Origin of the sequence: Metabacillus sp. 22489 (assembly GCF_052044855.1) — a bacterium.
Classification (GTDB): Bacteria; Bacillota; Bacilli; order Bacillales; family Bacillaceae; genus Metabacillus; species Metabacillus niabensis.
Window position 1 is genome coordinate 41,342 of sequence record NZ_JBQENT010000022.1, and the last position, 26,036, is coordinate 67,377.

The window sequence follows — 26,036 nt, forward strand, 5'->3', positions numbered from 1 at the left end:
TCAAATTACTGGTGGTCTTTCAAAACATACATTATACACAACTCCGTGTTTTATTCGAGAAAAGGACCAAAAAACTCTAGACAAAAATCATCCCCCCCATCCCCTCCCCATCCCAAAAAGAAAAATCCATTTACGAACAAACCAAAAACTAGTTTATAATATAAACATGCACAATCCGTTTCTCTAAGTCTATCTCAGAAAAACGGATAGAATGTAAGTAGGTGAGTAAAATCGATATTATCGAAACAAGAGTAAGAGGCTTTATTGAGGACATCCAACACCCAAAACAAAAGAAAAAAATCAACATAAATGATCTAGAGCTACAGCTACGCAGGCTTTTAGATGATTATTTTGAAATGGATGGCTATACGTTGTTTTGTCATGCAATAGAAGCATTGGAGGCTGAAGGGCAATTGACCCCGATTCAAAATAATCAATTCAATGGAAAGACACCATCGCTTGCCTTATATTATTGGGTGAATGTAAAGGTTCAAGAGGTCAAATGGGATCGGCTTGAGATGATGAAATTAGGTGACCAGTTTGATTTTTCATATTATGAACGTCATCCTGAGTGGCAAACGAAGGATGAATGGACGCGAATACAGAATGTTTATACCTTTCTTCAGTCCAGTCAGGAACGGGACATCGTCTCAGTCGAAGAAAGAAGCCTTGAGCTGTTTGGACATGAGAAGTTTTTAGTAGATAGTAGTGAATTTCCTGAGGGGAAGGGCTTTTTAACGAGAATTGGTGTTTCAGAGGAACAGCTTAAAATGGAACGCTATGGGGAGCCGTTTGTTTTTTGGTTGAAGCAGGGGAAAGAGATAAATGAGATTCAGCGGGTGCTTATTGTTGAAAATCTAGCATTCTTTCATACCTCCATTCAATTATTGGAGGCAGGACAGCTTGATTATGAGCCTGAACTGATTATTTATGGAGAGGGAAAGAAAATTGAGCAGAGCTTTTCTTTCTTCTTCAAACTATTTCCGCCTAAATCCTATCTGTTCTATTATGCAGGGGACCTTGATGCAGAAAGCTACGGGATTCTCATTCGGCTAATGGAAAGATATCCAGATTGCTGTATTCAGCCTGCCTTAAAAACATACCGGAAGATGCTTGAATGCTTTGATCAAAGGAATGATCAAAAAAGGGGACAAACACAAAATACCAAGTATCGTGATATATTTATTCAATGGTTTACGGATGAAGAGCAGGAGCTATTAGTGCAATTATGGCAGGAAAATAAGCGGATTCCACAGGAAGTATTAACAATTGAAACATGGAGGAGATGGATGTGAACGAATCATGGGAAGGCTTTGCCCAGCGAATGCAACGATTGAATCCTCTGTTTGAGCTTGGAAGGGGAATGGAGGTAGGTGAGCTAAAGCCTCATATCCAAACGATTCTCATGCAGGTGCTCCTTTCGATTTTTTATCGGGAATTAAATGATGATGACAGTCGGCGGAAATCGGATATTAAATATATGGTTGAAGATTCGATTAAGCAAATGAAGCTATTAGCTGACGAGAAGCAAATTGAACGGATTACAAGCGGCCTTTTGTATCAGGGGAAAGAAGAATACAGTAAACCGTTTGAGGCGTTATATTATGATGAAATTCGACAATCGTGGGAAACACAGGTTTTCCGGTATGTCACAATGGATGAATTGTATACGAATTTAGAGATAGGCGGCGCAATTGTTTATAAGCTGACTGACGTTGCCCAGGAAATGATTTTTATGAGTAGAGAAATGGCTGAGGAGTTCTCGATCACAATTGAGCAGCTCTATAGCATGCAGCTGATTAAAAATGGTAATTTTAGAAAAGCTACGCGAAACCTCGATCACCTCATTTCACGAGTTAACCGCTTAATGGCAAACGAATTCACCTTTCAAAAGGAAATGATCAACAATCCCAAAATCCTATTAATCGAAGAGGAAATGCAACGAGCCGACAATCGGGTTGAAATTGAACAGCAATTTGAGGAAGAAAAAAACCACTTCCGCACGATTACGAATATGATCGAAAAAACAAAACGAAGAAATGAAGCGGATGATTCGATTCAGCGGGAATTGATTCTTCTCCATGAAAAAATCGGTCATACACGACAATTACATGATCGCTTTGCAAAGCTCGTCATTCAAAATATTTCCTATGAGATGAAATTAAAAGCAGAAAACCCATCATTGTTTTGGGAAAACAGCCTTGTGTCCTTTCGGGAGCATGTGTATGAAAATTGGCTTATGAAGGAAGAGGTTCACCATTTTGGACAAATCGAAACGGTTCTTTCTCCTTTATTTTCACCGAAGAATGAGTTTATTTTGCCACTCGATTGGATATGGGGTGAGCAAGAATTTGATGAAGCACAGCAGCAGAACACCGTTGTCGAAGAGGAACCAGAAGAGAGCATCACCATTCAGCGTGTGACAAACTGGGATTCTGTCATCAAGGCATGGAGCTATGTGTTTCAATACTTACAAACATACAAGGAGTTTTCATTAGCCGATTTAATCGATCTGCCCAAAGAGGTGCAGGCGTTATGGCTTGAGGAAACGGAAACGATTGATTTATGGATGATGTTTGACAAAAAGCCGTTAAAGATTCAAGTGCTCTATCGTAAGGAAGAGACATTAAGTGATGAACGGGAAATTCTCCTTTATAAGCTGATGCAGGAATATCCGCAATTTCAACGGTTTGAAGGGATGAAGATTTTTACATTGTTTGATCATCGCGCAGAGCCCTTCCACATGTCTCGAATTAAAATGACGCCGTTTAAACTCTGTGTAGAGGAGGAGAAATGATGAATGCAGAAACGATCAAAAAAGCATCAGCGGTCTATTTTTCGTTATTAAAGGAAAAGGTGATCGATGAAACGAGTGAACACTTCCAAACGTATTTTGAGCCAGAGGTAAGACAAACCGTGCTGTTATTGGCTGATGAATCAGGTACATATATCATTGAAGCGCCGAAACGGATTCAATTAGTTGTTCAGCCAACAGGCTCCGTCTTTGCGACCAATTTCACCCATATGAAGGATAAGCACCGGCAAATCGAAACGAAGAAGCACTTCCATCTCATGAGTGTTGTGATGATGTCATTTTTAGCGACAATCGACCAAAATCAGGCGGCGAAAATTCGCACAAAGCGAGAAGGGATTAGCTTTTATGCTTTAGAACGGCAAGTTAATGATCTGATCATGAATTGGGAGAGCATGCTTAAAGCGAAGCCTACATTCGGGGAAGAAGAACGGATCGATATGAAAGAGGTTGTGACTGCTTGGAAGTACATGGAGGTTGATACAGAGGAGTTCGGAATGAAAAAGGGGAATCGACGAACGAGAATCGGATTGATTGCAAGTGCGATGCGCCTCTTAGAAACAGAGGGATTAATCGTCATTCTTGATCGGGACGATATTCCGAAGGTGATACCGAAGCAGGAGCTTTTTGAGCGGATTGACTATTTGTATCATGATTATGACCGGTATGAAATGTTTAAAAAATTAGTAACGACAGAGGAGGATGAGCATGCCGAAGATTCATCGAATTAGAATTGTTGGCCTCAAGTATGATGGCATGCAAAAGCAATACAAGGATACGACGTTTAACTTTCACAATGAGGAGACCTCAACAAATGGGCTCATTGCGATGATGAATGGTGGCGGGAAGGGTGTTTTCCTGCAAACGATCTTCCAAATCCTTAAGCCTGGCACCTCATGGGGAAAGCAAAACAATCGGTATTACCAGCAGTTCTTTTTTAACAATAAAGAGCAATTTATTCCTTATACCTTTCATGTCGTCATTCAATGGGAATTGGACGGTGCTGATCGCAGGCATTTGATTACAGGAGGAATGTTCTCTGCAGAGCAACGGATTTCGCTGAGTGAAGAGAGTGGCGAAAGGAAAACGTTAGAGCAGGAGGCTAAGATTCTCCCGAATATCACCTTTTACACGAGAGAATTTGAACAGCATGAAGAGGCAGCGCTTGAGCATATTCCCCTCTATGAAAATGATGAAGTCGCTGAAACGGAAGGCATGAAGGATTATTTAAAATGGAATGGCTATGATGTGTACAAAGATACGAAGAAGCATTATCGGATCCTCGATACATACGGAATTAACCGTAAGGACTGGGATATTATGAAGGAGATCAACAAGGATGAAGGTGGAGTTGGGAAATATTTTGAGGGAGCAGAGGATGATCATTCCTTATTCCAAAAACGGATTATTCCAACGGTTAGCCAGGTTTTACATCGAACCGAGCATCAAAAAAATGATTTAGTCGAGATTTTTAAAAGCCAGGCAAGCATCGCAAAGGACCTTCCCGTTCTGTTAAAAAGGGAGCAAGCACATAAAGAGTTTTTAGAGGACATTGTTCCGTTTGAAGAATACGTCGCTAAAGGGGTCGAGCATAAAGAAATTGTCGAGGAAAGCGTCAAGGTTGGCAGACAATTTCTCGGTGCACTCGAGCATCTCAAGCAAACAGAGGAAGAAACACTGCTTACGTTAGAGAAGGACATTGAAAAATTAACAGAAAAGCAAGCAGATTTACGTTATCAAAAGGATAATCTTGACTATGCAAAGGCACATCGAGAGGTTCTCGATTGGGAAAAGAAATTAGCAGAAGAAAAGCAGAAGCATACAGTCCTAGAGCAGGCTGTGAAGGAGAAGCAGGAACGAAAGGACGAGCTCGCCTTCCAAGCTTTATTAAAGGAATGGAGTGAAAACGAGCAAACGATTCGTTCCCTTTCACAGCAGATTACGAAGCTAGAGCAAAATAGTGGTCTAGAGCAAGTGAATCAACGAATGGATGAAATCAAACAAGAGGCAGCGGCTCAGTGGGAGCGCGCCTATCAATCGATCCAAGCGGCTGTTACCCAATATGTCGGCTATCAAAAGCACTTAAAGAAACAGGGATCAGAGCTAACAAGACAGGATAAGCAAAAGATAAAGGAAATCGCACAGCTTAGCTCGGAAATTGACCTTCTTTATACGCAAATGCATTCCTTTGAAACGAAGGAAGCGATGCTCGTCAAAGAGTTTGGTGACAGATTAACCTATGACTTAAAGGGCTTTATAGAAGGTCTTACGAAGCAAATTGAGGATAAGCAGGCTCAGCTTGATGAGCTACAGGGAAAGGATAAGCAATCAAGTGAACGCCAAAACGAAATTGCGACTTCACATGGTACACTCGTGCAATCGATTCAGTTTTCAGAGGATAAATGTGAAGAATTAACGGCGGCAAATGAAGCACAAAAGGTAAAAGAGGACAAGCTTGCTGATAAGCTTCATGGATTATTAGCTGATGTCGCTACACCGTTTACTCATTCGCTCCTATCGAAGTATGCCATTCAGGTTGAAGAACTCCTCACGCAAAACCTGAAGCAGGATGAAGAAGTGAAGAAGGAGCTTTGGGAAGCACAGATCGATCACTCGTTAAATGATGAGCATTTCTGGATTGCGAATAAGGATGTAAAGGAATTAAAGGAATGGATTGATGAGAAGACGGGGATCGATGTGTTTTATGGCAGCCAATTTCTTCAATCGTTAAGTACAGAGGAAATGGCGAACCTACTCGAAAGATATCCACTCCTTCCCTATGGATTAGTTGTCAGCCAGCAGCAATGGCAAAAGGTGAATCAGCAGATGCTTTCAGGAAGAATGTTTAAAAGCCCTGTTCCGATTTACTTGCGTGAGGAAATGAACAGCGATCAGGACGAACAATCCTTTGTCATCCTTCATGGAACAGAGAAGGAGCTTTTAACAGATAAGCATCACTTTACGAACTGGAAAATAAAGATTGCGAAACAAATAGATGAAAAGAAAGCTACACTTGTAGAGCTTGAAAAAACAGAAGCAGCATTACGTCGGATTTTAAAGGAAATTGACCGATTTTTAGCAAGTGAGCTTTCTTCTGATATCGAAAGGGAATTGAATCAGGAGCAGGACACGCTTCTTTCCAAGAAAACACAGCTTCAGGAATTGACAGGACAGGCAGAGAAAGAAAAGGAAGTACAGCTTCAGCTTAAGGAACAGATCGAGAAGACGAAGCAAAAGATGGAGGCTCTAGCAAAGGATGTTGAAGCGTTAGAGGATTTTGAAAAGGAAAAGGCTCATCATCAAGAAAATAAACGGGTGAAGCAAGAAAAAGAGAAGCATAAGGAAGCTTTATCGCTTGAGCTGCAGGAAATCGAAAAAGAGCATGAAGCAATTGTTGAGCTGCAAAGCAAGTGGAATCAAACCTATGTCGAATGGAAGCTGACAATCGAACAAAATCTGAAGGAAATCACCTACTTTATTGAGAAAGCGGCTTTTCCTGGTGATGAGAAGGCAGATGACACTGAAGAGGTGCCGAGCTTATCTCTACATCTATTAGAAGAGATGAATGGAAGCATTGAGGAGCTAAAGCAGCTGCAAAAGTCAAAGGAAGAGCAGGCTGGAGAATTACTTGTCCTTCAGGCGAAAAAGGAAACGGAGCAAAAGCAGCAAAAGAAGCTTGAGAAAAAGCTTGCCAGTCATCAACAGGATTGGAGGGAAGCACAAGTACCAGAGGAACCAATTAGCATCGTCGAAAATATGCTGCAAACTGCTCAGAAGGAAGTAAAGGCAGCAGAAAAAGCGGAACGAGAGCAGGGAACAGCTGTAACAGTAGCGGAAACATCCATGCAGCATGCGATCGAACAGCGTGAAAAGCTCGGGAAAAAGGTTGCCAAGCACGAGAGACAGCCTGAGGAATGGGCAGACCTTGATTTAGAGGTAAAGGCTGTCGAAATAAAAGACGTGACGAAACGAACGAAGGACGAGGTAAAGAAGGCTGAGAAGCTCCAAAAGGAAACAGAAGCGAATATTACGGGCTATGAAGGGGACTTATTAACCTTATCTGTTATTCTCAAGGAGGAAGCGGCAGCATTTACTGTGCGTGAGATTGAACAAATTAAGAGTCAGGGAAAAGCGTGTATCCTATCCTGGTGTGAGGAGCATCAGGCCATTCAGGAGGACGGACAAGAGAAGCACGCGAAAATCGGGCAATCCTTACGTAATTTAAAGCTTACTATTGAAGGGAAGGATTGGGAGATCCGGTTTAAAAATGAAGTGCTAACAACACTAGACCATATGGATACAAGGCATTATGCACATATTCAAAGCGTTGTGAAAAATATGAAGCGTTTTTCACAAAGTGGCTTGGAGCAATTGGAACGAGATAAAGAACGAGCGGAAAAGGCGCAAAACTTCTGGGCTAGCCGTGCCAGCATGAAGGTGATGAGCATTTCAGAGGCCATTCGTTCGATGATTGCGAAAATGAAGCTGAAAAATGAGCGTGGAGCCTTCCCGCTTGTCCAGCTGAAAGAGGATATTTTACCTAAAAAGGCCGAGGATATTGAGCCACTGCTAAAGCAGCATTTCGTCACAGCGATAAATAAAATCACGAAGCAATTTGAGATGATTGACGACAATAATCGTGAGCTAGACCAGGAAATAAACCAGCTTATAAGTGATGAGCAAATTTTATTTGTGTCTCTCAGAAATCGATACCCTGAGCTACTCGTCTATAACATGCGGACGGATAATGCCTTTATGTACGGAAAACCGCAAAAAGAGCATTATTCCACATGGCAAACGATTAATCAAGGCTCTAAGACGAAATCCGATGGAAGTGGTGGGCAAAAGCTATCAGCAAGAATGGTCATGATGATGATGCTACTATCGGTTAAGAGTGAAACAGACCAAAGGTGGGTTCCACTCGTCTGTGATAACCCGTTCGGACAAGCCGCATCAGCACATGTCCTTGATCCAATCTTCGCAGTAGCCGAAAAGCTGAAATTCCAATTCATCGTTGTTACTCCACCTGAGCTTGTAAAAACGGAGATTAGCCAAAGATTCGATGCTTATTATAAATTGGATTTCATTCGTGAAAAGGGCAAGGAAATTGTTTCAGATACGATTGTTCCAGCGTTTCGGATTTACCAAGGGGAAGAGGCGAAATAGGGACGGTTCTCGTACTGCCTATGGTAGTGTGAGAACCAGATTTTTCTTTAGATGAATCACATAGGGCTCGTTTAATTGGACGTAATTCCTCTATGGTTCTTTGTATTAATTGATGTTAAAATATGAAAAATTGTTAAAATCTATACAGTTACCAATTGTTGAATTTCGAGTTCAATGAATTGAAAACAATATATATTGATGCGAGAAATCAAGTAATTGCTTTCTCGCTTTTTATTTTTGAACATCAACATTTAGCAAATATATCAATTTTCAAAGGAGACAATCCTCAATTGACAAAAATTGTTAACCTCTAAAAAGATAGTTGTTCCTTTCACTATGATAAAATAAAACTACGTTAGAGGGGGACGAAAGTTTGATAAATGATGCATGGAAAGAGTATTTATATGAAAATATTTTATTGAAAAATGAAGAAATTCATTTACTGGATAGTAGTGAGAATCATGGGATTGTAGATATTCCTATTGTAAAAAAGACTACCCGAACTAGAAGGACGGTTGCGGTTTTGACGTTGGGGTTAAATTGCAAGAATACACCACCTAATAGTTTGCTCAAAGAATTTTCTAGCACAAAGACAAAGAAACAATTCGAACTTACGAACGAAACGTATGAGTATATCCGAAACGGATGGATTATTAGGGAGTATCGCTTGGCGAAAGACGAGCGAACTGTTATAAGTGAACAGTATCGAATGGGATTGTCTTTATTTCATTATAAAAAGCAAGTTGAGAATGAACGAGCTTCAGAGAAAATGAATTCCTTCCTTGATTGGAAAGATCAGTGGAATAAGACAAAGTTATCTTCTCCTATACCTAACCTTAAACGGAAAGAAAAACTTATTAGATTAAAAGAAATGTTAGATGAAATTGTAACTGTGGATAAAATGAACGAAATTAGTCCTACGTGGAGGTTTCAAAAGCAATTGTTATTTTTGCACTTTTTAGTTGCCTTTTATCAAATTTCAATCATCGAACAACATTTTGATTGGAAGCAGATTGGTGCTAGGCATTATCGCAGAATTGGGGGCTCAAAGGAATTTGATTCTTATAAAAAGGAATTTATAGAAAGTGCTGAAGAGTTACTTGAGTATCCATTACATCTTCTTGGGCTAAGCAGTTTAGGTACGATTACACCGATTTATTTTACTGGGCAAATGCAGGGGGAAAGTGTTTCGTACAAGCACGGACCCATTCATGCAACAACAGATTTAGCAGTTTTTACCGAGGACTTCCAAACTAATGCGGAGGTATTGTGGTTGGTTGAGAATCGAGGGGTCGTAACAAGGATGGCTTATGAAAAGAACTTTTTGATAGATTCAAAGAGTATCGTATTAGGAATTGATGGTCAGTTAAGATCTGCACATCGACGATTGATAGAGCAACTTGTTTTGCAAGTAAAACAAGTGATCATTTGGACAGATGTCGATGAAGCAGGACTTATTATTGCCAAAGCTGTAGGAGCAATCGCGCAAAGGTATCCGGTATTAACGAAATGGGTTATTCCACCATTAGAAGTTGTTCAAAAGTTGGAAGAGTTTCAATCAAGATATGAAAGAGCAATAGATGTTCAAAAAGAAGAACAGGAGCAAGAGATTGGGGGAGTAGAACTGTGGGGAAATTGGATCAACCATTGATTTCTATTTTTAGCATAGATGAGGACAAACCAGAGCTACTCCAAACGATGCGTGATATGGCTGCTTTAGCAGGTGTTTTAAATGAATTAAGTGACAAGGAATCATTTCATGCTCCAAAGAATGTATTACGCTTCATACGTGTTCTTAATCTTATAAATCAAGAAGCACTCGGCATGACTGAATCGATTGAAAGTGAGGACACGCTCTTTTATCGGTATCGCCACACGTATGGCTATGATGAAGAGATGACGATTGAATATGTGAAACACTTAATCTATGTATTAGGAAAATTCAATTGGATAACGAAGACACCAAAGCGAATAAAGATGCGCGATTTAGGGAAGAGAATGATGGATGTTCTAATTCGATTGGCCAATGATTCGCTTGCATATTATATGAATGACGATGTTGCCAAATCGTTGTTTCAAGCGAAACGAGATGCGGAAATAAGTGAAGCCTATGATGATAAAGGTATTTCTGGTGGAAATAAATTAGCTAGTATGATTAAAAATGTAGAGGAAGCCATTTTGCTACTTACTGAAAGAGAATTAGAATATTTAGCTGATCGTAATGCATTATCTCAAGTAGAAGTCATCCATCAATTGATGAAAGAATTGGAAATGAAAATGGTTGAACGTCTCGCCAAATTTGAAACATTTGATCAAGAATTAGTCTTTGCTTCAATTAAACAGCGAGGAATGACAGCTATTAGTGAAGGGATCAAAATTAGCCTTGGTACCATTAACAAAATTCTCAAGTTCGCCCATCTGCAAGAGACAAATTTCATTAAAACGATCCAACCAGATTTACTAAGAAACTTTATCGTGCAATCGTTTGATCCGCCAATTGGTTCCGATATTCCAAACGCACATCAAATTCTTAGCTTTATGGAACAGGGGCAGTACGAGGATGAAGAGATGGATGGGCTTTGGGTACCGGTTAAATTCGCTAGCCCCTTATCTCCAAACGCTATAGCTCAAGGGATAGACTATATTGAAAATTATGAACCTGTAACAGATGAAATTGATGAGGAGTTGGAGGAAGAATATCAAGAGATAGATGAAATCATGGAAGAAAGCTTAGAAGAATTAATGGGTGATTCGAAATGGCAAATGACGAAGCAAATGATTCATACTGAGCACATTGAAAAATACCTTGATGAGGTAGAAGAAGCTGGATTAGATGAGTTAGTGATAAAGGCTGGATCTGATAAGTGGAGTGATGTATTAAACGGTTTAATCGGAGTGTCTGCACTAGTTGCAAATAAAAAGGCAGATATTGATCAAAACGCTAAACGGAAATTACAAGGCAATGTTGAAGAAAGAGATTGGAGGTGGGCAGATGATGAACAAGGCAGCTACGGAATTAGAAAACGAAGCAAGTGAATTTAGTAATGATAATCCCCTGAGTGCATTACAGTCAATTCAAGGATTTTTAACGAAGGACGAAGAGCTTACTTTTATGCAAATTTTATTTTCTTCCTCTGCTACGATTCGAATGGGGAATTTTGGGCTTTCTCGTAAAGAAGTTGAAAAGTTACTTGGTGTAAATGGGGAAGAGGCATTTTTTTCTTTTTTAAAGCGAGTGAATCAAGCTGTTAACCGTTATTTCAAAGTGATTTATGATGAGCGTAGAAATCAAGTAGTGGCACTTATGCGTGTTCCTGCAAAACAAGCTAGAAACGTGTTAAATAAGGAGAGTTTAGCCATCCTTATGTTTCTTTTTTATCATCAAGAAGTGCTTCAAAATGAGTATACATTGTTTTCACAATTGATTAATAGTTTTGGCCATGAATCGTTACAGGTTACAAGAAAAATTCAAGCGAATTTAGATCCGTTGAAGAAAATAGGTGCGATCGAAATCTATGACACTACCTCAGATGAAGAAGCGTATCAGCTAACAACGATTGGTGCCCATCTTTTTTCTGATTCATTTTTACGAAGATATGCCGAGTTCAGTCAATCTAATCAGCTTCATTTGGAGGATGTCCTTCGCTTCTTTAAACGCTACAACATGAATGGGGGATTGCCAAATGATACCTTGGAGACTTAGATTTTCTGGAATTCGAGATTATACGCCTACCGCATTGGATTTATCTGGGGACGATGAGCATATTCTAATCTCCGGCCCTAACGGAGCGGGGAAGTCAACTGTAACCTTTTGTATGGGTGGGGTTCTTTATTCGAGTAAAGTAGACGTAGAAGGGTTAAAGTCTAATAATCTACCATCGAATCAGACTTGGAGAGCGAAAGTTGATCTTCTATTCAAAAATGCAGGAGAAATTATGGTCGATGCCCCCCTTTATGTACAATTCCGCTTGGAAATTGAACAAAAACCTGGTGAACAAATGAAAAGAGAGTTTTATATTGAAGAGGGCGACGAAATTGACAAATGGGAGCGCACTACGAAATTTACTAGTGGTGGCAATTTGAATTTTTCGGAATATAAAAATCGAGTGTTGTATAAGTATGCTGTCGACCCAGATGCCTTTTATTTAATTTGGTACCAAAAGGAAGTCAACCAATTTGCTATTATGCATCCAGAGGAACGTTTCCGAATTTTTAGTGAGATGAACGGAATCAATAAAATTCAGAAAAATTGGGAAGAAAGTAAGGAGCTTGTTAAAGAAACGGAGCAAAGCTTACAAGAAGCAGAGGGCAAACAAGGTCTTAATAAAATGCATTTAAAGCAAAAGGAAATGGAACTTGAACGGTACCATGATCGAAATCGCCGCCGTGAGGAAGGATTTAACCAATATTATCGTGGCTTAAAATGGTTGGAAACATATTATCTAAAACAAATTGACTCGCTAAAATTACAAATTGAAGAATTGTTAGCGAATAAGAAGGAAAAGATTGACGCGAAACGGCAGAAGGAAATCTATCTCTTTGACAAAAAGGAAGAATTTCAGCAATTTAGAGTGCTGCTTAGCCAACTTGAAAATCGAGAAAAAGAATTGGAATTAGAGGTAGAAGATTTAAATAAACAGTTAAAAGAAACCAACGAGAAGATCGAGGCAATATCTGAACAAATTGCCGAGATAACAAAACAGGTTGACCGTATTGGTATGTCAGAAGGAGAAGTTAAGGTAAAGCTGACTGAAGCGGAAAGGAAATATAATGAACTAGATACTTCTATAAATGCAATGGTTACAAGAGCTAGTAGATTATCGGATAGATTGGATGTCCTAAAATCAAATAGTGCGTTATTATCAATTGAAATTAAGAAGGATAAAGAGCTTGAAATAAAATATAATGACTTAATCGAGACTTATCAAAGTAGTAATACGGTTCAAACGGAGATGGATCGAAATAATCTTGAAATTGAGCATAATAAAGATAGATTACGTGATGCGAATGAAAAAGAGCAAAAGATAGAAAAAGAACTGACACTACTAAAAAATAATAAAGTATACAATCTGCGCCAGGAGCAGTCCATCCGATATTTTGAACGAAATCAGATTGAGGTTTATCCGTTACGTGAGCTTGTAGAATTAGATGAGGCAGCAAGCCAAAATGATGAATACTTATTCGATACGATCAAATATACGATATTTGTTAATAAAAAAATATTTCAAGCTCCAAATGATCTTTATCATGTTTCATTACCAAACCTAATTCCAGACAGAACAATCATTCATCTACAAGACAAGCATCTAAAAGTGAAAAATCATCTAGATGAGCGTCTATATCCCTTTGCAATTAAAGCTCTTTGGTGGATAGAATCATTTTTTAAAGAAGAAAAGCCATTAATCGTAAATGGGATGCTAGTTGATGAGAAAGGGATTCGTGGACCACAAGAGGAAAAAAGAATCATATTAAGTGAAAAGGTGCTAGAAATTCAGCGAGTGAAACTGGAGAAAGAACTTACACAGGTCAAGGAAAGAAAGGTTCAACTTGAACAAGATAATCATGATCTTAATAATCGAAATTCTATCCTCTTTAGGAGAAAAGAGTCTCTTAAAGAGGCTGAGGCGTTCTTAACGAAAGAAAGTGAAAGAGAATGGCGGCAAAGTCAGTATGATAAAGTAAGGATAGAAATAGAAGCTAATGAAAATGAATATCGAAGGATTCAAAATGAGTTACATGAACAAAGAAAGTCATTAGTTAGATGGGAACTATCCAAATCAACTTACCGAGAATATCTAGAAATCTACCAACAATTTCAAAAAGAACAGGCGAAAATAACGGAAGTTCAGGATTTAAAGAGTATCTTTATGGATATTAGTCAAAGTAAAAAAGAAAAGAATCATTTATTAGATGAAATTTCAAATACATTAGATACAAAACGACGTGATGAAAAACAGCTATCGAGAAAACTAGAAGATACAGAAGCAGAGCTTTCTTTCCAGGACCGAGAAATTGACCAAATGGAGCGGCAAATAAAAGAAAGTTCAGAAGAAAGGATATCAAACGAGGAAGGATATACTCGAACAAGAAAAGAAGTACAGATGCTTCAAGAAATTACGAAAGAATTGGTTGCTAAATTTACCGATGAGATCGGGGCATTTTCTGAGTTAACAAAACCTCAAGCAGAAGACTTATGCAATAATGGAAAAACAATTTTTGAATTTGCATTAAACGAAACTGGGATAGATGAAGCTGCGCCTGAAAACTATGCGAAAATGAAAGAGGAATATGATCGGTCAGAGAATGAAGTGAAAAAATCAAGGATTTTATTAGAAGAGTATTCGGAACGAATGGAGCGATTTAAAGAAGAACTTGAAGATACTATTAATATGAAGATTATAGGTGTGAACCAGAAATTTGTTAACTATATGACTTTATTCGGTTTTGAAGGAAAAATCGAATGGGATATGAATACCGATCGACGAGGACAAATTCGGTACACGCTTTTTATTAAGGCAAGAAAAGAAGGCCACCGTGGAAAATTAGAAGATGTTAGTGTTAAAGCACGTGGTGGCAAAGTAGGAAAAGGTGTATCTGGTGGAGAGGAATCACTCAGTTCTTTATTGTTTGCACTTGCATTATTGCAAACTATTGACTCATCACCAGGATACATTGTTCTAGATGAATTTGATAGTGCCCTAGATGAGGGGAGAAAAGATAAAGTGTTCGGATTATACGAACAAGAATTGCAACGAAAAATGATTATCCTCACTCCAAAATCACATGAAGAAGAATACCTGTATCGTTTTTCTAAAGCGTATGTCGTGCATCATAATCCAAATATACCAAAAAGTACAGTGTTTAAAGTGAAACGGGTTAAGGATAATATAAAGGAGATATAGAGACGTTTCACGCGCTTCCTAATGGAATCGTGTGAAACGTCTCTTCATTTGCCAACCTCAAACCGGATCATTATCCACCTCAACAAAGGACTCCATCGCCTGCTCCAAAGCATTATGCGCCTGCCCAAATGCTGACGACGGTGCAAAATCCTTCGCAGTATCCATATGTGCAATTGAATGCTGTGCTTGAATTAACGCGGTAATCGCATTTTCGATCATTGTTCCTTTATCACCATATTGCTCCTTTGCTTCCTGAAGCTGTTTGATTGTGTCGGTTAAGTCTGCGGACTCGGGGTTTTCGTAAGCCTTTTCTACGTTTTTGATTGCGGACTCGATTAGTTCCTTCATCATGATTGTTGCTTCCTTTCTATAGTGGATTTCCACCTAGTAGTTTGACCGAACAACTGGATCGTATACATTGATTTTTTCGTATGGATGGAATCGAGTATCATGTCCATTTTATCGTTTCTTTTCCCTTAATTAGTAACTTTTCATTTATCTATGGTATCAATTCGTTAATTTATATGTTTTCACACTAAATAAAAAAGGTGTTATTCCTTATTCGCGCAAGTCAGGAGAGGGATAGCACCTTTTTTGATGCACTAAATGCAAAAGTGAAGAAGAACACTTTTTTGATGTGAGAAATTATTACATTATTTATTGTTGATATCACTAGATTGGTAACGGTTTCTGTCTATTTTGTAGTAAAAAATGATCAAAAAACCAATTGAAAATAGTTAATTTTCAGTATATTATGATTTTAGTGTTAGAAATCTTTACATAATGTGATAGAAAATATGACAAACATTGAAGTTATCAGAAACTAACGCTAAACCAAAAGAAAAAAGAGGGGTGTACTGAGATGAAAAAAGGTTTTTTAGTTCTTTTTATGATGGTGCTTATGCTTGCGTCTTGTTCATCGCAAACGAGTGAGCCTGGGCAGGAGTCGTCTTCAGGCTCAAGCTCTAGTGGGTCCGAGTCTAGTGGAGATACGATTAAGGTTGGGATTCTTCATTCATTAAGTGGCACGATGGCGATAAGTGAGGTTTCCTTACGTGATGCAGAATTAATGGCGATTGAAGAGATTAATGCGGCTGGTGGGGTGCTTGGAAAGCAAATTGAGCCAGTTGTTGAGGATGGGGCATCAGATTGGCCGACGTTTGCTGAGAAGGCGACAAAGCTTCTTCAACAGGATAAGGTTGCAACGGTTTTTGGTGGCTGGACGTCAGCAAGTAGAAAAGCCATGCTTCCAGTATTTGAACAAAACAATGGCTTGCTTTGGTATCCAGTACAGTATGAAGGGATGGAAGACTCCCCGAATATCTTCTATACCGGAGCGACAACAAACCAACAAATTGTTCCTGCGGTTGATTGGTTGCTAGAAAACGTTGGGAAAGATTTCTTCTTAGTTGGTTCTGATTATGTGTTCCCAAGAACGGCAAACCAAATTATTAACGCACAAGTTAAGGCGAAGGGCGGTAAGGTCGTTGCTGAGGAATATACGGCAATGGGGCATACAGATTACAACACGATTATTAACAAAATTAAATCAGCGAAACCAAGTGTAATTTTTAATACATTAAACGGCGATAGCAATGTTGCCTTCTTCAAGCAATTAAGTGATGCAGGGATTACACCAGAGGATATTCCTGTTTTATCAGTAAGTGTTGCTGAGGAGGAAATTCGCGGAATTGGTGCAGATGTTCTTGAAGGGCATTATGCAGCGTGGAACTATTACCAAACAACAGATACGCCAGAAAATAAAAAGTTTGTTGAGAACTACAAAAAGAAATATGGCGATGATCGTGTGACGGGTGACCCGATTGAGGCTGCGTACAATGCTGTGTATTTATGGGCTGCAGCAGTTGAAAAGGCTGGATCAGTTGAAGTAGATAAGGTCAAGGAAGCGGCAGATGGAATCGAGTTCCAAGCACCAGGTGGTCTTGTCAAAATTGACGGAGAAACACAGCATCTTTATAAAACAGTCCGGATTGGTCAGGTTCAAGCAGATGGACAATTTAAAGAGGTGTGGAATTCAGGTGAGCCGATTAAGCCAGATCCATATTTAAAGTCATATGATTGGGCGTCTGAATTAGGACAGAAATAATGTGAGTACTCCGTTCGTTCTTGATTTTAGTAGGTTGCTAGAAAAAGAGCGAGCGGGTACTGATTTCTTTTTCAATTACCAACAGAAGGAGGGAGTACAATGTCAATTATTGTGACCCAGCTATTTAACGGGGTGAGCCTTGGTTCGATCCTGTTGTTGATTGCGTTAGGACTTGCGATTACGTTTGGACAAATGAATATTATTAACATGGCGCACGGAGAGTTTATTATGATTGGTGCTTATACCACGTATGTTCTTCAGCAGGCATTCATTCAATATCTTCCGCAATCGGCGTTTGGTTATTATTTTATTCTCGCCATTCCTCTCGCTTTTATTGTAGCTGCACTTATTGGCTTATTAATTGAAAAAAGCATTGTTAGGTTTTTGTATGAGCGACCACTTGATAGCTTACTCGCTACATGGGGAGTTAGCTTGATTTTACAACAGGCAGCACGAAGCATTTTTGGTGCACCGAATGTTGCTGTGATTGCACCTGAATGGTTAAACGGTGGGCTTACATTAGCAGGGGTAACATTCCCTTATAAGCGTCTGTTTATCATTGGCTTAGTCGTGATTAGTTTAGTTTTTCTCTTTATCTATCTTTATAAGACATCATCAGGCAGACGAATGAAGGCCGTTACGTTGAATCGTGATATGGCGTCTTGCTTAGGTGTTTCGACTAGAAGAGTTGATAGTCTCGCGTTTGCGTTAGGGAGTGGAGTTGCTGGAATTGCGGGCTGCTCGTTAACGTTGCTCGGCTCAATTGGTCCGACTCTTGGGACGTCGTATATCGTGGATGCCTTTATGATTGTTGTGTTAGGTGGAGTTGGCAAGCTGAAGGGTACGATTTTTGCAGCATTGCTACTAGGGATTTTAAGTACATTTGTTGAGCTTTCAACAAGTGCAACGATTGCCAAGGTTGTTGTGTTTGCATTTATTATTCTTTTCCTACAATGGAAGCCTACTGGACTTGTAGGTGCGAAGGTACGAGCGCTTGATTAATGGAGGTGAAGTCATGTTAAAGAAGTATAACCAAGGTGCGTATTATGGTGTGTTTATTTTATTGCTGTTAGTTGCCCCGCTTTTTCTTTCTGATTTTCGCGTCGGGTTATTAGCGAAGTTTTTATGCTATGCGATTATTGCCGTGGGAATATGTCTGATTTGGGGGTACACAGGCATTTTAAGCTTAGGGCATGGGGTTTATTTTGGCCTAGGTGCCTATTGTATGGCGATGTATTTGAAATTAGAGGCTTCGCCGAGTGGGATTCCTGATTTTATGGAATGGAACGGAATTACTGAGGTGCCGTTTATTTGGACGATGTTCAAAAATCCGTTTGTCGCAATTGCAGCAGCGGTTCTTGTTCCTTTCATTATCGCTTGTATCATCGGGTATTTTACGTTTAAAAATCGGATTAAAGGTGTGTTCTTTTCGATTATCTCGCAGGCGGTTGTCGTTGTGGCAGTTACGTTGTTTATTGGGATGCAGCATATTACAGGGGGAACGAGTGGGTTAACGAATTTTTTCACTGTTTTTCAAGTACCGTTAGCGGATCCGCAGACGAAAAGCTTCTTATATTATTTAACGGTCATCATTTTGGCGGTGATTATGGTGATTTCGCTTGTTTTAACGAAGACTCGGTTCGGGAGAGTGCTTATCGCGATTCGGGATGGGGAAAATCGTCTTCGCTTCCTTGGGTACAATCCAGCTACGTATAAAGTGTTTATTTATGGGCTTTCAGCAGCATTTGCTGGGATTGCCGGTGCGCTTTTCGTCTTACAGGTTGGGATGATTACACCTGAGATGATGGGGATTATTCCTTCTGTTGAGATGGTGCTTTGGGCGGCGATCGGTGGCAGATATTCGATTTTAGGTGCTGCGATTGGCGCGATTTTGACGAATAGTGCGAAAAGCTTCTTAAGTGAATCATATCCTGATTTTTGGACGTTTATTTTAGGGGCGCTTTTCATCATCGTTGTTTTATATTTACCAAATGGCTTGGCAGGCTTAGTTGATAAGCTTAAGCTCGGTCTCTTTAAAAAGGGGAAGGAGGTGGAGAAAAATGCAGCCGATACTGTCGTGTCGTGATGTCATGGTTGATTTCTCCGGCTTTAAGGCACTCCAAGGGGTCAATTTAGATGTTCATCATCACGAAATTTTATTTTTAATCGGGCCGAATGGTGCTGGGAAGACGACGTTGCTTGATGTCATTTGTGGGAAAACAAAATCAACGAATGGGGAAGTGAGGTTTGCTGGGGATGTTACGCTGACAAAGCTTTCTGAGCAAAAAATTGTCCATCATGGGGTTGCTAGGAAATTCCAAGCACCGAGTATCTTTTTGCATTTAACCCCGTTTGAAAATTTAGAAATTGCGATGAAGCAAAACAAAAATTTGTTTTCCGTGTTGTTTGCGAAAATGGGCTCGGGACAAAAACAGAAGATCGAGGAGTTGTTAGAGAGAATCGGGCTGTATGATGTCCGAAATGAGCCAGCCTCCTCTCTATCACATGGACAAAAGCAATGGTTAGAGATTGGCATGCAGTTAATCCAGGAACCGAAGCTATTGTTATTGGATGAGCCGATTGCGGGGATGTCTGGTGAGGAGCGAACAAAGACAGGGCAGTTAATTGAGGAAATTGCTAAGGAATGCTCGGTGCTGATTGTTGAGCATGATATGGATTTTGTTCGAAATTTCTCAACGAAGGTTGTTGTTATGCACGAGGGCAAGGTGCTTTGCGTGGGCTCAATGGATGATATTCAGGAAAACGAAGAGGTCAGGAATGTGTATTTAGGAAGGAAGGGATAGGATGCTTCATATACAAGAGCTTCAGGCTGGCTATGATGAAACGATGATCCTCCGAAACGTTCAAATGGAGATTCCTGAAGGGAAAATTGTTGGGCTTCTCGGACGGAATGGGGTAGGGAAAACAACTCTCGTCAAGGTAATCATGGGGCTTTTGCCAATTGACAAAGGGACGATTACGTTTGGGACGACTGAATGGAAGAAGGAACGGCCAGAGCACCGCGCAAGAGCGGGGATGGCTTATGTCCCACAAGGAAGGGAGATTTTTTCCGATTTAACGATTAAGGAAAATCTGCTTCTTGGGATGGAGGCACTGCCTAAGTCGAAGCGATCATCGGAAATCCCGAGGGAAATCTTTGAGTGGTTTCCTGTCCTTGAAGAGATGATTGATCGAAAAGGTGGAGATTTAAGTGGTGGTCAGCAGCAGCAGCTTGCGATTGCCCGCGCGATTATTTCCAACCCGAAGCTCCTCTTGCTTGATGAGCCGATGGAAGGAATCCAGCCATCAATTGTTCAGCTCATTCAGGACGTCCTCGTGAAAATATCACGAGAAAAGGGGATGTCGATTTTATTAATCGAGCACAACTTAGACGCTGTTTTGTCGTGTGCAGATGAGGTGTACATCCTTGATAAGGGGCACATGGTGCTGAGTGGGAAGTGTGATGAGCTGAATGAGGAAGAATTGCATCGTTATTTAGCGGTTTAAAGCGGTGGGGGACTGTCCCCAGTTTAGTGGTTTAAAGGAGTGGGGGACTGTCCCCAAGGAGGTGAAAGCATGAAACTAACAGCACGAGAACACGAAAAACTAATGATCGTCGTCGCCGCCGATTTAGCACGAAGAAGACAAGCAAGGGGACTGAAATTAAATTACCCAGAAGCGATCGCCATTATTACATACGAGGTAATGGAGGGCGCTCGTGATGGAAAGTCTGTTTCTGAGCTGATGCAGTATGGACGAACGATTTTATCGAGTGACGATGTCATGGAGGGAGTTCCTGAAATGATTCATGATATCCAGGTTGAGGCGACATTCCCTGATGGGACGAAGCTCGTGACTGTTCACGATCCGATTGTTTAACAGGATGATAAAGGAAAAGAGGGTGAAGGATGATACCAGGTGAGTACAGGCTGAAAAGTGAGGCCATTACGTGTAATAAGGGGAAAACGGCAATTTCGTTAGAGGTTGTTAATAGAGGAGACCGCCCTGTGCAAATTGGTTCACATTTTCATTTTTATGAGGTGAATAGCTTTCTTGCCTTTGACCGTGAAAAGGCATTTGGGAAAAGATTGAATATTCCTTCTGGAACAGCGGTCCGCTTTGAGCCGGGTGATAGCAAGGAAGTTCAGCTTATTTCCTTTTCCGGTGAAAGGAAGGTTTTTGGTTTAAACAATATGACGAATGGATCGCTTGAGAAAGGTGAGGAATCATGAGTTTTCAAATGTCACGTAAGCAATATGCGGATATGTTCGGGCCGACGACAGGCGACCAGGTTCGACTTGCTGATACCGAGCTGTTTATCGAAGTCGAAAAGGACTATACAACATATGGAGATGAGGTAAAGTTTGGCGGTGGCAAGGTCATTCGTGATGGAATGGGCCAGCATCCGCTAGCTACGCGGAGTGATACCGTCGATTTAGTTGTAACGAATGCTTTAATTGTTGATTATACCGGGATTTACAAAGCAGATATCGGCGTAAAGGATGGCATCATTGTTGGCATTGGCAAGGCAGGGAATCCGCTATTAATGGATGATGTTGACATTGTCATAGGTGCCTCAACTGAGGTCATTGCTGGTGAAGGGAATCTTTTAACAGCAGGTGGGATTGATACACATATTCATTTCATTAGCCCGCAGCAAATTCAAGTCGCGATCGAATCAGGCATAACAACAATGCTAGGTGGGGGGACTGGCCCCGCAACTGGGACGAATGCAACGACGTGTACACCTGGTGAGTGGAATATTAGCCAAATGCTCAAGGCGGCAGAAGAGTTTCCGATGAATTTAGGGTTTCTCGGTAAGGGGAATTCCTCGAGTGAAGCGGCACTTATCGAGCAAATCGAAGCGGGTGCAGTTGGCTTAAAGCTTCATGAGGATTGGGGGACAACGGCAGCGAATATCGATACAGCGTTAACCGTAGCCGACAAATTCGATGTTCAAATTGCTATTCATACCGATACGCTCAATGAAGGTGGTTTTGTCGAGGATACGTTAAGGGCCATTGATGGAAGGGTGATCCATACGTATCATACCGAAGGAGCAGGCGGAGGTCATGCACCAGACATTATTAAAGCTGCCTCATATCCGAACATCCTGCCGTCGTCAACAAATCCGACAAGACCGTTTACCGTTAATACAATTGCAGAGCATTTGGATATGCTGATGGTTTGTCACCATTTGGATCCGTCTGTTCCAGAGGATTTAGCGTTTGCTGATTCACGAATTCGCAAGGAAACCATTGCAGCTGAGGATATTCTTCATGACCTTGGGGTGTTTAGCATCATTTCCTCTGATTCGCAGGCGATGGGAAGAGTTGGTGAGGTGATTTCTCGGACGTGGCAAACAGCAGATAAAATGAAGCGGCAGCGGGGAGAGCTTATCAAGGGTGAAGAGAATGATAATTTTCGTGTCAAACGTTATATCGCAAAATACACGATAAACCCAGCGATTGCCCACGGAATCTCTGACTATGTTGGTTCAATTGAAGTTGGTAAATTTGCTGATTTTGTCCTTTGGAATCCTGCCTTTTTTGGGGCAAAGCCAGAACTTATCGTAAAAGGCGGAATGATTGCCTGGAGTGTGATGGGCGATCCGAATGCATCGATTCCAACACCACAGCCGAGCATGTACCGACCGATGTTTGCTAGCTTCGGGAAAGCAAAATATGCGACATCGTATACATTTCTATCACATGCTGCTTTTGTGAAAGGTGTTCATGAAAAGCTCGGGCTACAGAAGAAAATCGCTGTCGTCAAAAATATTCGTAAGCTAACGAAAAAAGATATGAAGTTAAACGGAGAAACGCCTGAAATCGAAGTGGATCCACAAACCTATGAGGTGAAGGTGAACGGTGAATTGATTACCTGTGAGCCAGATGAAAAGGTTTCATTAGCACAACGATACTTTTTATTTTGAGGTGAGGAAGATGATTATTGAAAAGGTAATTGGCAATGTGAAAGAGCTCGAGAAGGCGCCACACCATGTTGAACGTGTGTATTTACGAAGCGATGATTTAGTGAAAAAAATTCAACGTGTCAAAACAGACCATGGCAAAGAGCTTGGCATTCGTCTTAAGGGTGGGAAGGAATTAAAGGATGGCGATATTTTATATCAAGATGAAAAAAATTCGATTGTCATAAGCGTCATCGAGGATGATGTTCTTGTCATTCAGCCGACATCGGTGCAGCAAATGGGGGAAATCGCTCACCAGCTTGGAAATCGCCATTTGCCAGCACAATTTGAACAGAATGAAATGATTGTTCAGTATGACTATTTAGTGGAAAGATTGCTGAACGAGCTTGCTGTTCCGTTTGTAAGGGAGAAGCGGAAAATGAAGGAAGCGTTTAAGCATATTGGCCATTCACATGACGAATAAGCTGTTTCATCTTCTGCAAATTTGTGATTCGAATTTCCCTTCAGGTGCTTTTTCCCATTCATTCGGACTGGAAACGTATATTCAGGAGGAGAAAATCACCAATAAGGAAACCTTTCTATTTGCGATGAAGCAATACTTATCCACTCAATGTGTTTATACTGACGGACTCGCTTGCAGGCTAGCATATGAGGCGATTCAAGAGAAAGACCTTGAAGCCATTTGGCGCATCGATGAGGAGCTTTTTGCGCTAACGAATGCGAAGGAAACACGGGAAGGCAATAAACGAATTGGCCGGCAGCTAACAAAGGTGATGAATGAGCTTTATAGTATTAACCTGCTGCAAACGTATGAAGCAAAGCTAAAAGCGAAGGTGCTACACGGACATAGCTCCATTGTTTTTGCGATTGTGTGTGAAGCATTGAAAATCGATTTGCCGACAACGTTATCAACATATCTGTTTACAACGGCAACATCGCTTATCCAAAACGGGGTACGAGGAATTCCGCTTGGTCAAACGGATGGACAAAAAATATTACGTGAGCTTCAACCGTTTTTGCAGGAGCTCGTCTCTACTATCATTGTGACAAGTGAAGACGAATTTGGTGCAGCTACCCCAGGCTTAGAAATTGCACAAATGATTCATGAACAGCTTTCCGTACGGTTATTTATGTCATAAAAATTCGAAAGGATGAGATGAAATGGGAGAGCCTATTAGAATTGGAATTGGTGGACCTGTTGGTGCAGGAAAGACATTGCTTGTTGATAAATTAACCCGTGAGCTTATGAAGGATTTAGAGCTTGCGGTTATTACAAATGATATTTATACGAAGGAGGATGCACAATTTCTCATTCGTAATGGGGCATTGCCAGAGGACCGAATTATCGGAGTAGAAACTGGTGGCTGTCCGCATACAGCGATTCGCGAGGATGCTTCAATGAATTTTGCCGCGATTGAGGAATTAAATGACAGACACCCTAATCTTGATTTAATTTTTGTTGAAAGCGGTGGGGATAACCTGGCTGCTACGTTCTCTCCAGAATTAGTCGACTTCTCGATTTATATTATCGATGTTGCCCAAGGGGAGAAAATCCCGAGAAAGGGTGGCCAAGGGATGATTAAGTCTGATTTGTTCATCATTAATAAAATTGATCTTGCACCATATGTCGGGGCAAACCTTGAGGTGATGCGAGAGGATACACTTATAACGCGAGGAGATAAGCCATTTATTTTCTCAAATTTAAAGGATGGAACAGGTGTCGCTGACATTGTTGAATGGATTCGAAGAGAGGCATTCCTGGTCGGATTAGACGCATGACATATACTGGCTTTCTTCAAGTGAAAATTGGGAAAAAAAGAGACCGCTCCGTTGTGACGAATAGCCTTTTTGATGGGGTTCTAAAAATTACGAGACCAACGTTTTTACAGGATAATCTGCCATTGCTAACACTGATTCATGTTGGGGGCGGCTATGTTGATGGTGATTCATATAAAACAGAGGTTGTCGTTTCCGATTCCTCTAGGCTAGCGCTTACGACACAGGCATCTACAAAGGTTTATAAATCACCACACTTTGGTGTGAAGCAAACGATGGATTTTGTTTTAGAGCCGAACAGTGAGCTCTATGTGAAACAGGATTCACTTATTCTCTATAAGGATGCAAATTTTACCCAGCAAACAAATGTGCATATGAGCTCATTAGCTGTATTTTATTATACCGACATGATTACGCCAGGCTGGTCTGATGATGGAGAGCTGTTCACCTATAAAAAGGTGGCTTCGAAAATGAAAATCTTCGTTGACGGCACACTTCAAGCTTATGACCATTTGCTATTACAGCCAAATGGACAGCTGGAAAAGCTTATGTACCTTGAAGGCTATACACATATTGGGACATTGTTTTTTATTCATCCAGGCGTGACAGAAGGCTTTATTGATGAGCTTCGAACAAAGCTAGCAAGCTATGCAAAGGAAAGCCGAATCGGGATTAGCTCATTAAGTATAAAGGGAATGTCGCTAAGAGTTTTAGCAAATAGCACCCCGATGATTGAAAGGATATTTTCAGAATGTGAGAGTTTCATAATGAAGGAACTGAAGCAAGGAGAAGCGCTAGAGTGGCGTAAGGGATAGCTTACAGGCACGTCTAGCCATTCATATTGCCATATCGTGCTACGAATAGTTAAAAATGTGTTACGAATAAATTCATAGTGGTGGTTAAGATGGAAGATTCAATGTTAAAGAGATTTGGCGTTTCAATGGAGGGCAGCCTGCTTAGGAAATTTGATCATTTAGTGAAAAAGCGAGGCTATGAAAATCGTTCAGAGGCAGTCCGTGACTTAGTTCGCGATGCGCTGCTTCAGCAATCATGGGAGGATGATGAACAGCTTGTCGCAGGAAGCCTCCTATTGTTTTATAACCATCATCAACGGCATTTGCTTGAAGAAATGACGGCGATCCAGCATCACATGCATCATCTCATTCTTGCGACAATGCATTTTCATTTAGACCATGCAAGCTGTTTAGAGATTATCGTTGTAAAGGGAAAAGCAGATGACATCGAGCTGTTAAGCAATCAGCTTACGAGCTTAAAGGGTGTCGATTACGGAAAGTTTACCCTTGCGCCAGTCGAACAAATTTAAGTCTTGAAATCTAAGAC

22 protein-coding genes are annotated in these 26,036 nt (G+C 40.6%); 21 read left to right on the plus strand and 1 reads right to left on the minus strand.

Annotation, left to right across the window (positions count from 1 at the left end):
* Nucleotides 1-221: 221 nt before the first annotated feature.
* The 8 genes from ACTJJ9_RS14020 (at nucleotide 222) to ACTJJ9_RS14055 (ending at nucleotide 14,880) form a co-directional block, all read left to right on the plus strand.
* On the plus strand, nucleotides 222-1,295 hold the full coding sequence (locus ACTJJ9_RS14020; RefSeq protein ID WP_145582248.1) for a Wadjet anti-phage system protein JetD domain-containing protein: 1,074 nt from the start codon (nucleotides 222-224) through the stop codon (nucleotides 1,293-1,295).
* Nucleotides 1,286-2,797, plus strand: coding sequence for a hypothetical protein (locus ACTJJ9_RS14025; RefSeq protein WP_255451905.1), 1,512 nt, complete (start codon nucleotides 1,286-1,288; stop codon nucleotides 2,795-2,797). The genes ACTJJ9_RS14020 and ACTJJ9_RS14025 overlap by 10 nt, the downstream gene beginning before the upstream one ends.
* The gene (locus ACTJJ9_RS14030) at nucleotides 2,797-3,543 is read left to right on the plus strand and encodes a DUF6063 family protein (protein WP_145582250.1); all 747 of its coding nucleotides are present in this window, start codon (nucleotides 2,797-2,799) and stop codon (nucleotides 3,541-3,543) included. Before ACTJJ9_RS14025 ends, ACTJJ9_RS14030 begins: the two co-directional genes overlap by 1 nt.
* Nucleotides 3,521-7,978 (plus strand): hypothetical protein, encoded by a 4,458-nt coding sequence (locus ACTJJ9_RS14035; protein ID WP_145582251.1) that lies wholly within the window; start codon nucleotides 3,521-3,523, stop codon nucleotides 7,976-7,978. Before ACTJJ9_RS14030 ends, ACTJJ9_RS14035 begins: the two co-directional genes overlap by 23 nt.
* Nucleotides 7,979-8,351: 373 nt before the next feature.
* Nucleotides 8,352-9,629: a DUF2399 domain-containing protein gene (locus ACTJJ9_RS14040; protein WP_145582252.1), complete on the plus strand. Its 1,278-nt coding sequence runs from the start codon at nucleotides 8,352-8,354 to the stop codon at nucleotides 9,627-9,629.
* The gene (locus ACTJJ9_RS14045) at nucleotides 9,605-11,014 is read left to right on the plus strand and encodes a hypothetical protein (RefSeq protein ID WP_145582253.1); all 1,410 of its coding nucleotides are present in this window, start codon (nucleotides 9,605-9,607) and stop codon (nucleotides 11,012-11,014) included. The genes ACTJJ9_RS14040 and ACTJJ9_RS14045 overlap by 25 nt, the downstream gene beginning before the upstream one ends.
* A complete protein-coding gene (locus ACTJJ9_RS14050; protein WP_145582282.1) occupies nucleotides 10,974-11,681 on the plus strand; it encodes a hypothetical protein in 708 nt (235 codons plus the stop codon). The genes ACTJJ9_RS14045 and ACTJJ9_RS14050 overlap by 41 nt, the downstream gene beginning before the upstream one ends.
* Nucleotides 11,662-14,880, plus strand: a complete 3,219-nt coding sequence (locus ACTJJ9_RS14055) for an AAA family ATPase (RefSeq protein WP_145582254.1) — start codon at nucleotides 11,662-11,664, stop codon at nucleotides 14,878-14,880. Before ACTJJ9_RS14050 ends, ACTJJ9_RS14055 begins: the two co-directional genes overlap by 20 nt.
* Nucleotides 14,881-14,937: 57 nt before the next feature.
* On the opposite strand, the gene ACTJJ9_RS14060 is transcribed toward ACTJJ9_RS14055, so the two are convergent.
* Nucleotides 14,938-15,264: a hypothetical protein gene (locus tag ACTJJ9_RS14060; protein ID WP_255451906.1), complete on the minus strand. Its 327-nt coding sequence runs from the start codon at nucleotides 15,262-15,264 to the stop codon at nucleotides 14,938-14,940.
* A gap of 478 nt (nucleotides 15,265-15,742) precedes the next feature.
* Here ACTJJ9_RS14060 and urtA point away from each other — a divergent pair, with 478 nt between their 5' ends.
* The 13 genes from urtA (at nucleotide 15,743) to nikR (ending at nucleotide 26,019) form a co-directional block, all read left to right on the plus strand.
* Nucleotides 15,743-16,987: an urea ABC transporter substrate-binding protein gene (urtA, locus tag ACTJJ9_RS14065; protein ID WP_145582255.1), complete on the plus strand. Its 1,245-nt coding sequence runs from the start codon at nucleotides 15,743-15,745 to the stop codon at nucleotides 16,985-16,987.
* A gap of 99 nt (nucleotides 16,988-17,086) precedes the next feature.
* Complete coding sequence (urtB, locus tag ACTJJ9_RS14070; protein WP_145582256.1) at nucleotides 17,087-17,989, plus strand: urea ABC transporter permease subunit UrtB; 903 nt, start codon at nucleotides 17,087-17,089, stop codon at nucleotides 17,987-17,989.
* 13 nt (nucleotides 17,990-18,002) lie between these two features.
* A complete protein-coding gene (gene urtC, locus ACTJJ9_RS14075) occupies nucleotides 18,003-19,073 on the plus strand; it encodes an urea ABC transporter permease subunit UrtC (protein ID WP_145582257.1) in 1,071 nt (356 codons plus the stop codon).
* Nucleotides 19,048-19,791: an urea ABC transporter ATP-binding protein UrtD gene (gene urtD, locus ACTJJ9_RS14080; RefSeq protein WP_145582258.1), complete on the plus strand. Its 744-nt coding sequence runs from the start codon at nucleotides 19,048-19,050 to the stop codon at nucleotides 19,789-19,791. The genes urtC and urtD overlap by 26 nt, the downstream gene beginning before the upstream one ends.
* Before the next feature lies 1 nt (nucleotide 19,792).
* Nucleotides 19,793-20,494 (plus strand): urea ABC transporter ATP-binding subunit UrtE, encoded by a 702-nt coding sequence (gene urtE / locus ACTJJ9_RS14085; protein ID WP_145582259.1) that lies wholly within the window; start codon nucleotides 19,793-19,795, stop codon nucleotides 20,492-20,494.
* Nucleotides 20,495-20,563: 69 nt separating this feature from the next.
* Nucleotides 20,564-20,866 (plus strand): urease subunit gamma, encoded by a 303-nt coding sequence (locus tag ACTJJ9_RS14090; RefSeq protein WP_145582260.1) that lies wholly within the window; start codon nucleotides 20,564-20,566, stop codon nucleotides 20,864-20,866.
* Nucleotides 20,867-20,895: 29 nt separating this feature from the next.
* Nucleotides 20,896-21,219, plus strand: a complete 324-nt coding sequence (locus ACTJJ9_RS14095) for an urease subunit beta (protein WP_145582261.1) — start codon at nucleotides 20,896-20,898, stop codon at nucleotides 21,217-21,219.
* Nucleotides 21,216-22,922, plus strand: coding sequence for an urease subunit alpha (gene ureC / locus ACTJJ9_RS14100; protein ID WP_145582262.1), 1,707 nt, complete (start codon nucleotides 21,216-21,218; stop codon nucleotides 22,920-22,922). The genes ACTJJ9_RS14095 and ureC overlap by 4 nt, the downstream gene beginning before the upstream one ends.
* A 10-nt stretch (nucleotides 22,923-22,932) precedes the next feature.
* A complete protein-coding gene (ureE, locus tag ACTJJ9_RS14105; protein WP_145582263.1) occupies nucleotides 22,933-23,382 on the plus strand; it encodes an urease accessory protein UreE in 450 nt (149 codons plus the stop codon).
* Entirely contained in the window at nucleotides 23,360-24,058 is a 699-nt protein-coding gene (locus ACTJJ9_RS14110; RefSeq protein WP_440768693.1) for an urease accessory protein UreF, read from the plus strand. Before ureE ends, ACTJJ9_RS14110 begins: the two co-directional genes overlap by 23 nt.
* Nucleotides 24,059-24,080: 22 nt before the next feature.
* The gene (gene ureG, locus ACTJJ9_RS14115; protein ID WP_145582264.1) at nucleotides 24,081-24,698 is read left to right on the plus strand and encodes an urease accessory protein UreG; all 618 of its coding nucleotides are present in this window, start codon (nucleotides 24,081-24,083) and stop codon (nucleotides 24,696-24,698) included.
* Entirely contained in the window at nucleotides 24,656-25,510 is an 855-nt protein-coding gene (locus tag ACTJJ9_RS14120) for an urease accessory protein UreD (protein WP_145582265.1), read from the plus strand. Before ureG ends, ACTJJ9_RS14120 begins: the two co-directional genes overlap by 43 nt.
* 89 nt (nucleotides 25,511-25,599) lie before the next feature.
* Entirely contained in the window at nucleotides 25,600-26,019 is a 420-nt protein-coding gene (gene nikR, locus ACTJJ9_RS14125) for a nickel-responsive transcriptional regulator NikR (protein WP_095301438.1), read from the plus strand.
* Nucleotides 26,020-26,036: the final 17 nt, after the last annotated feature.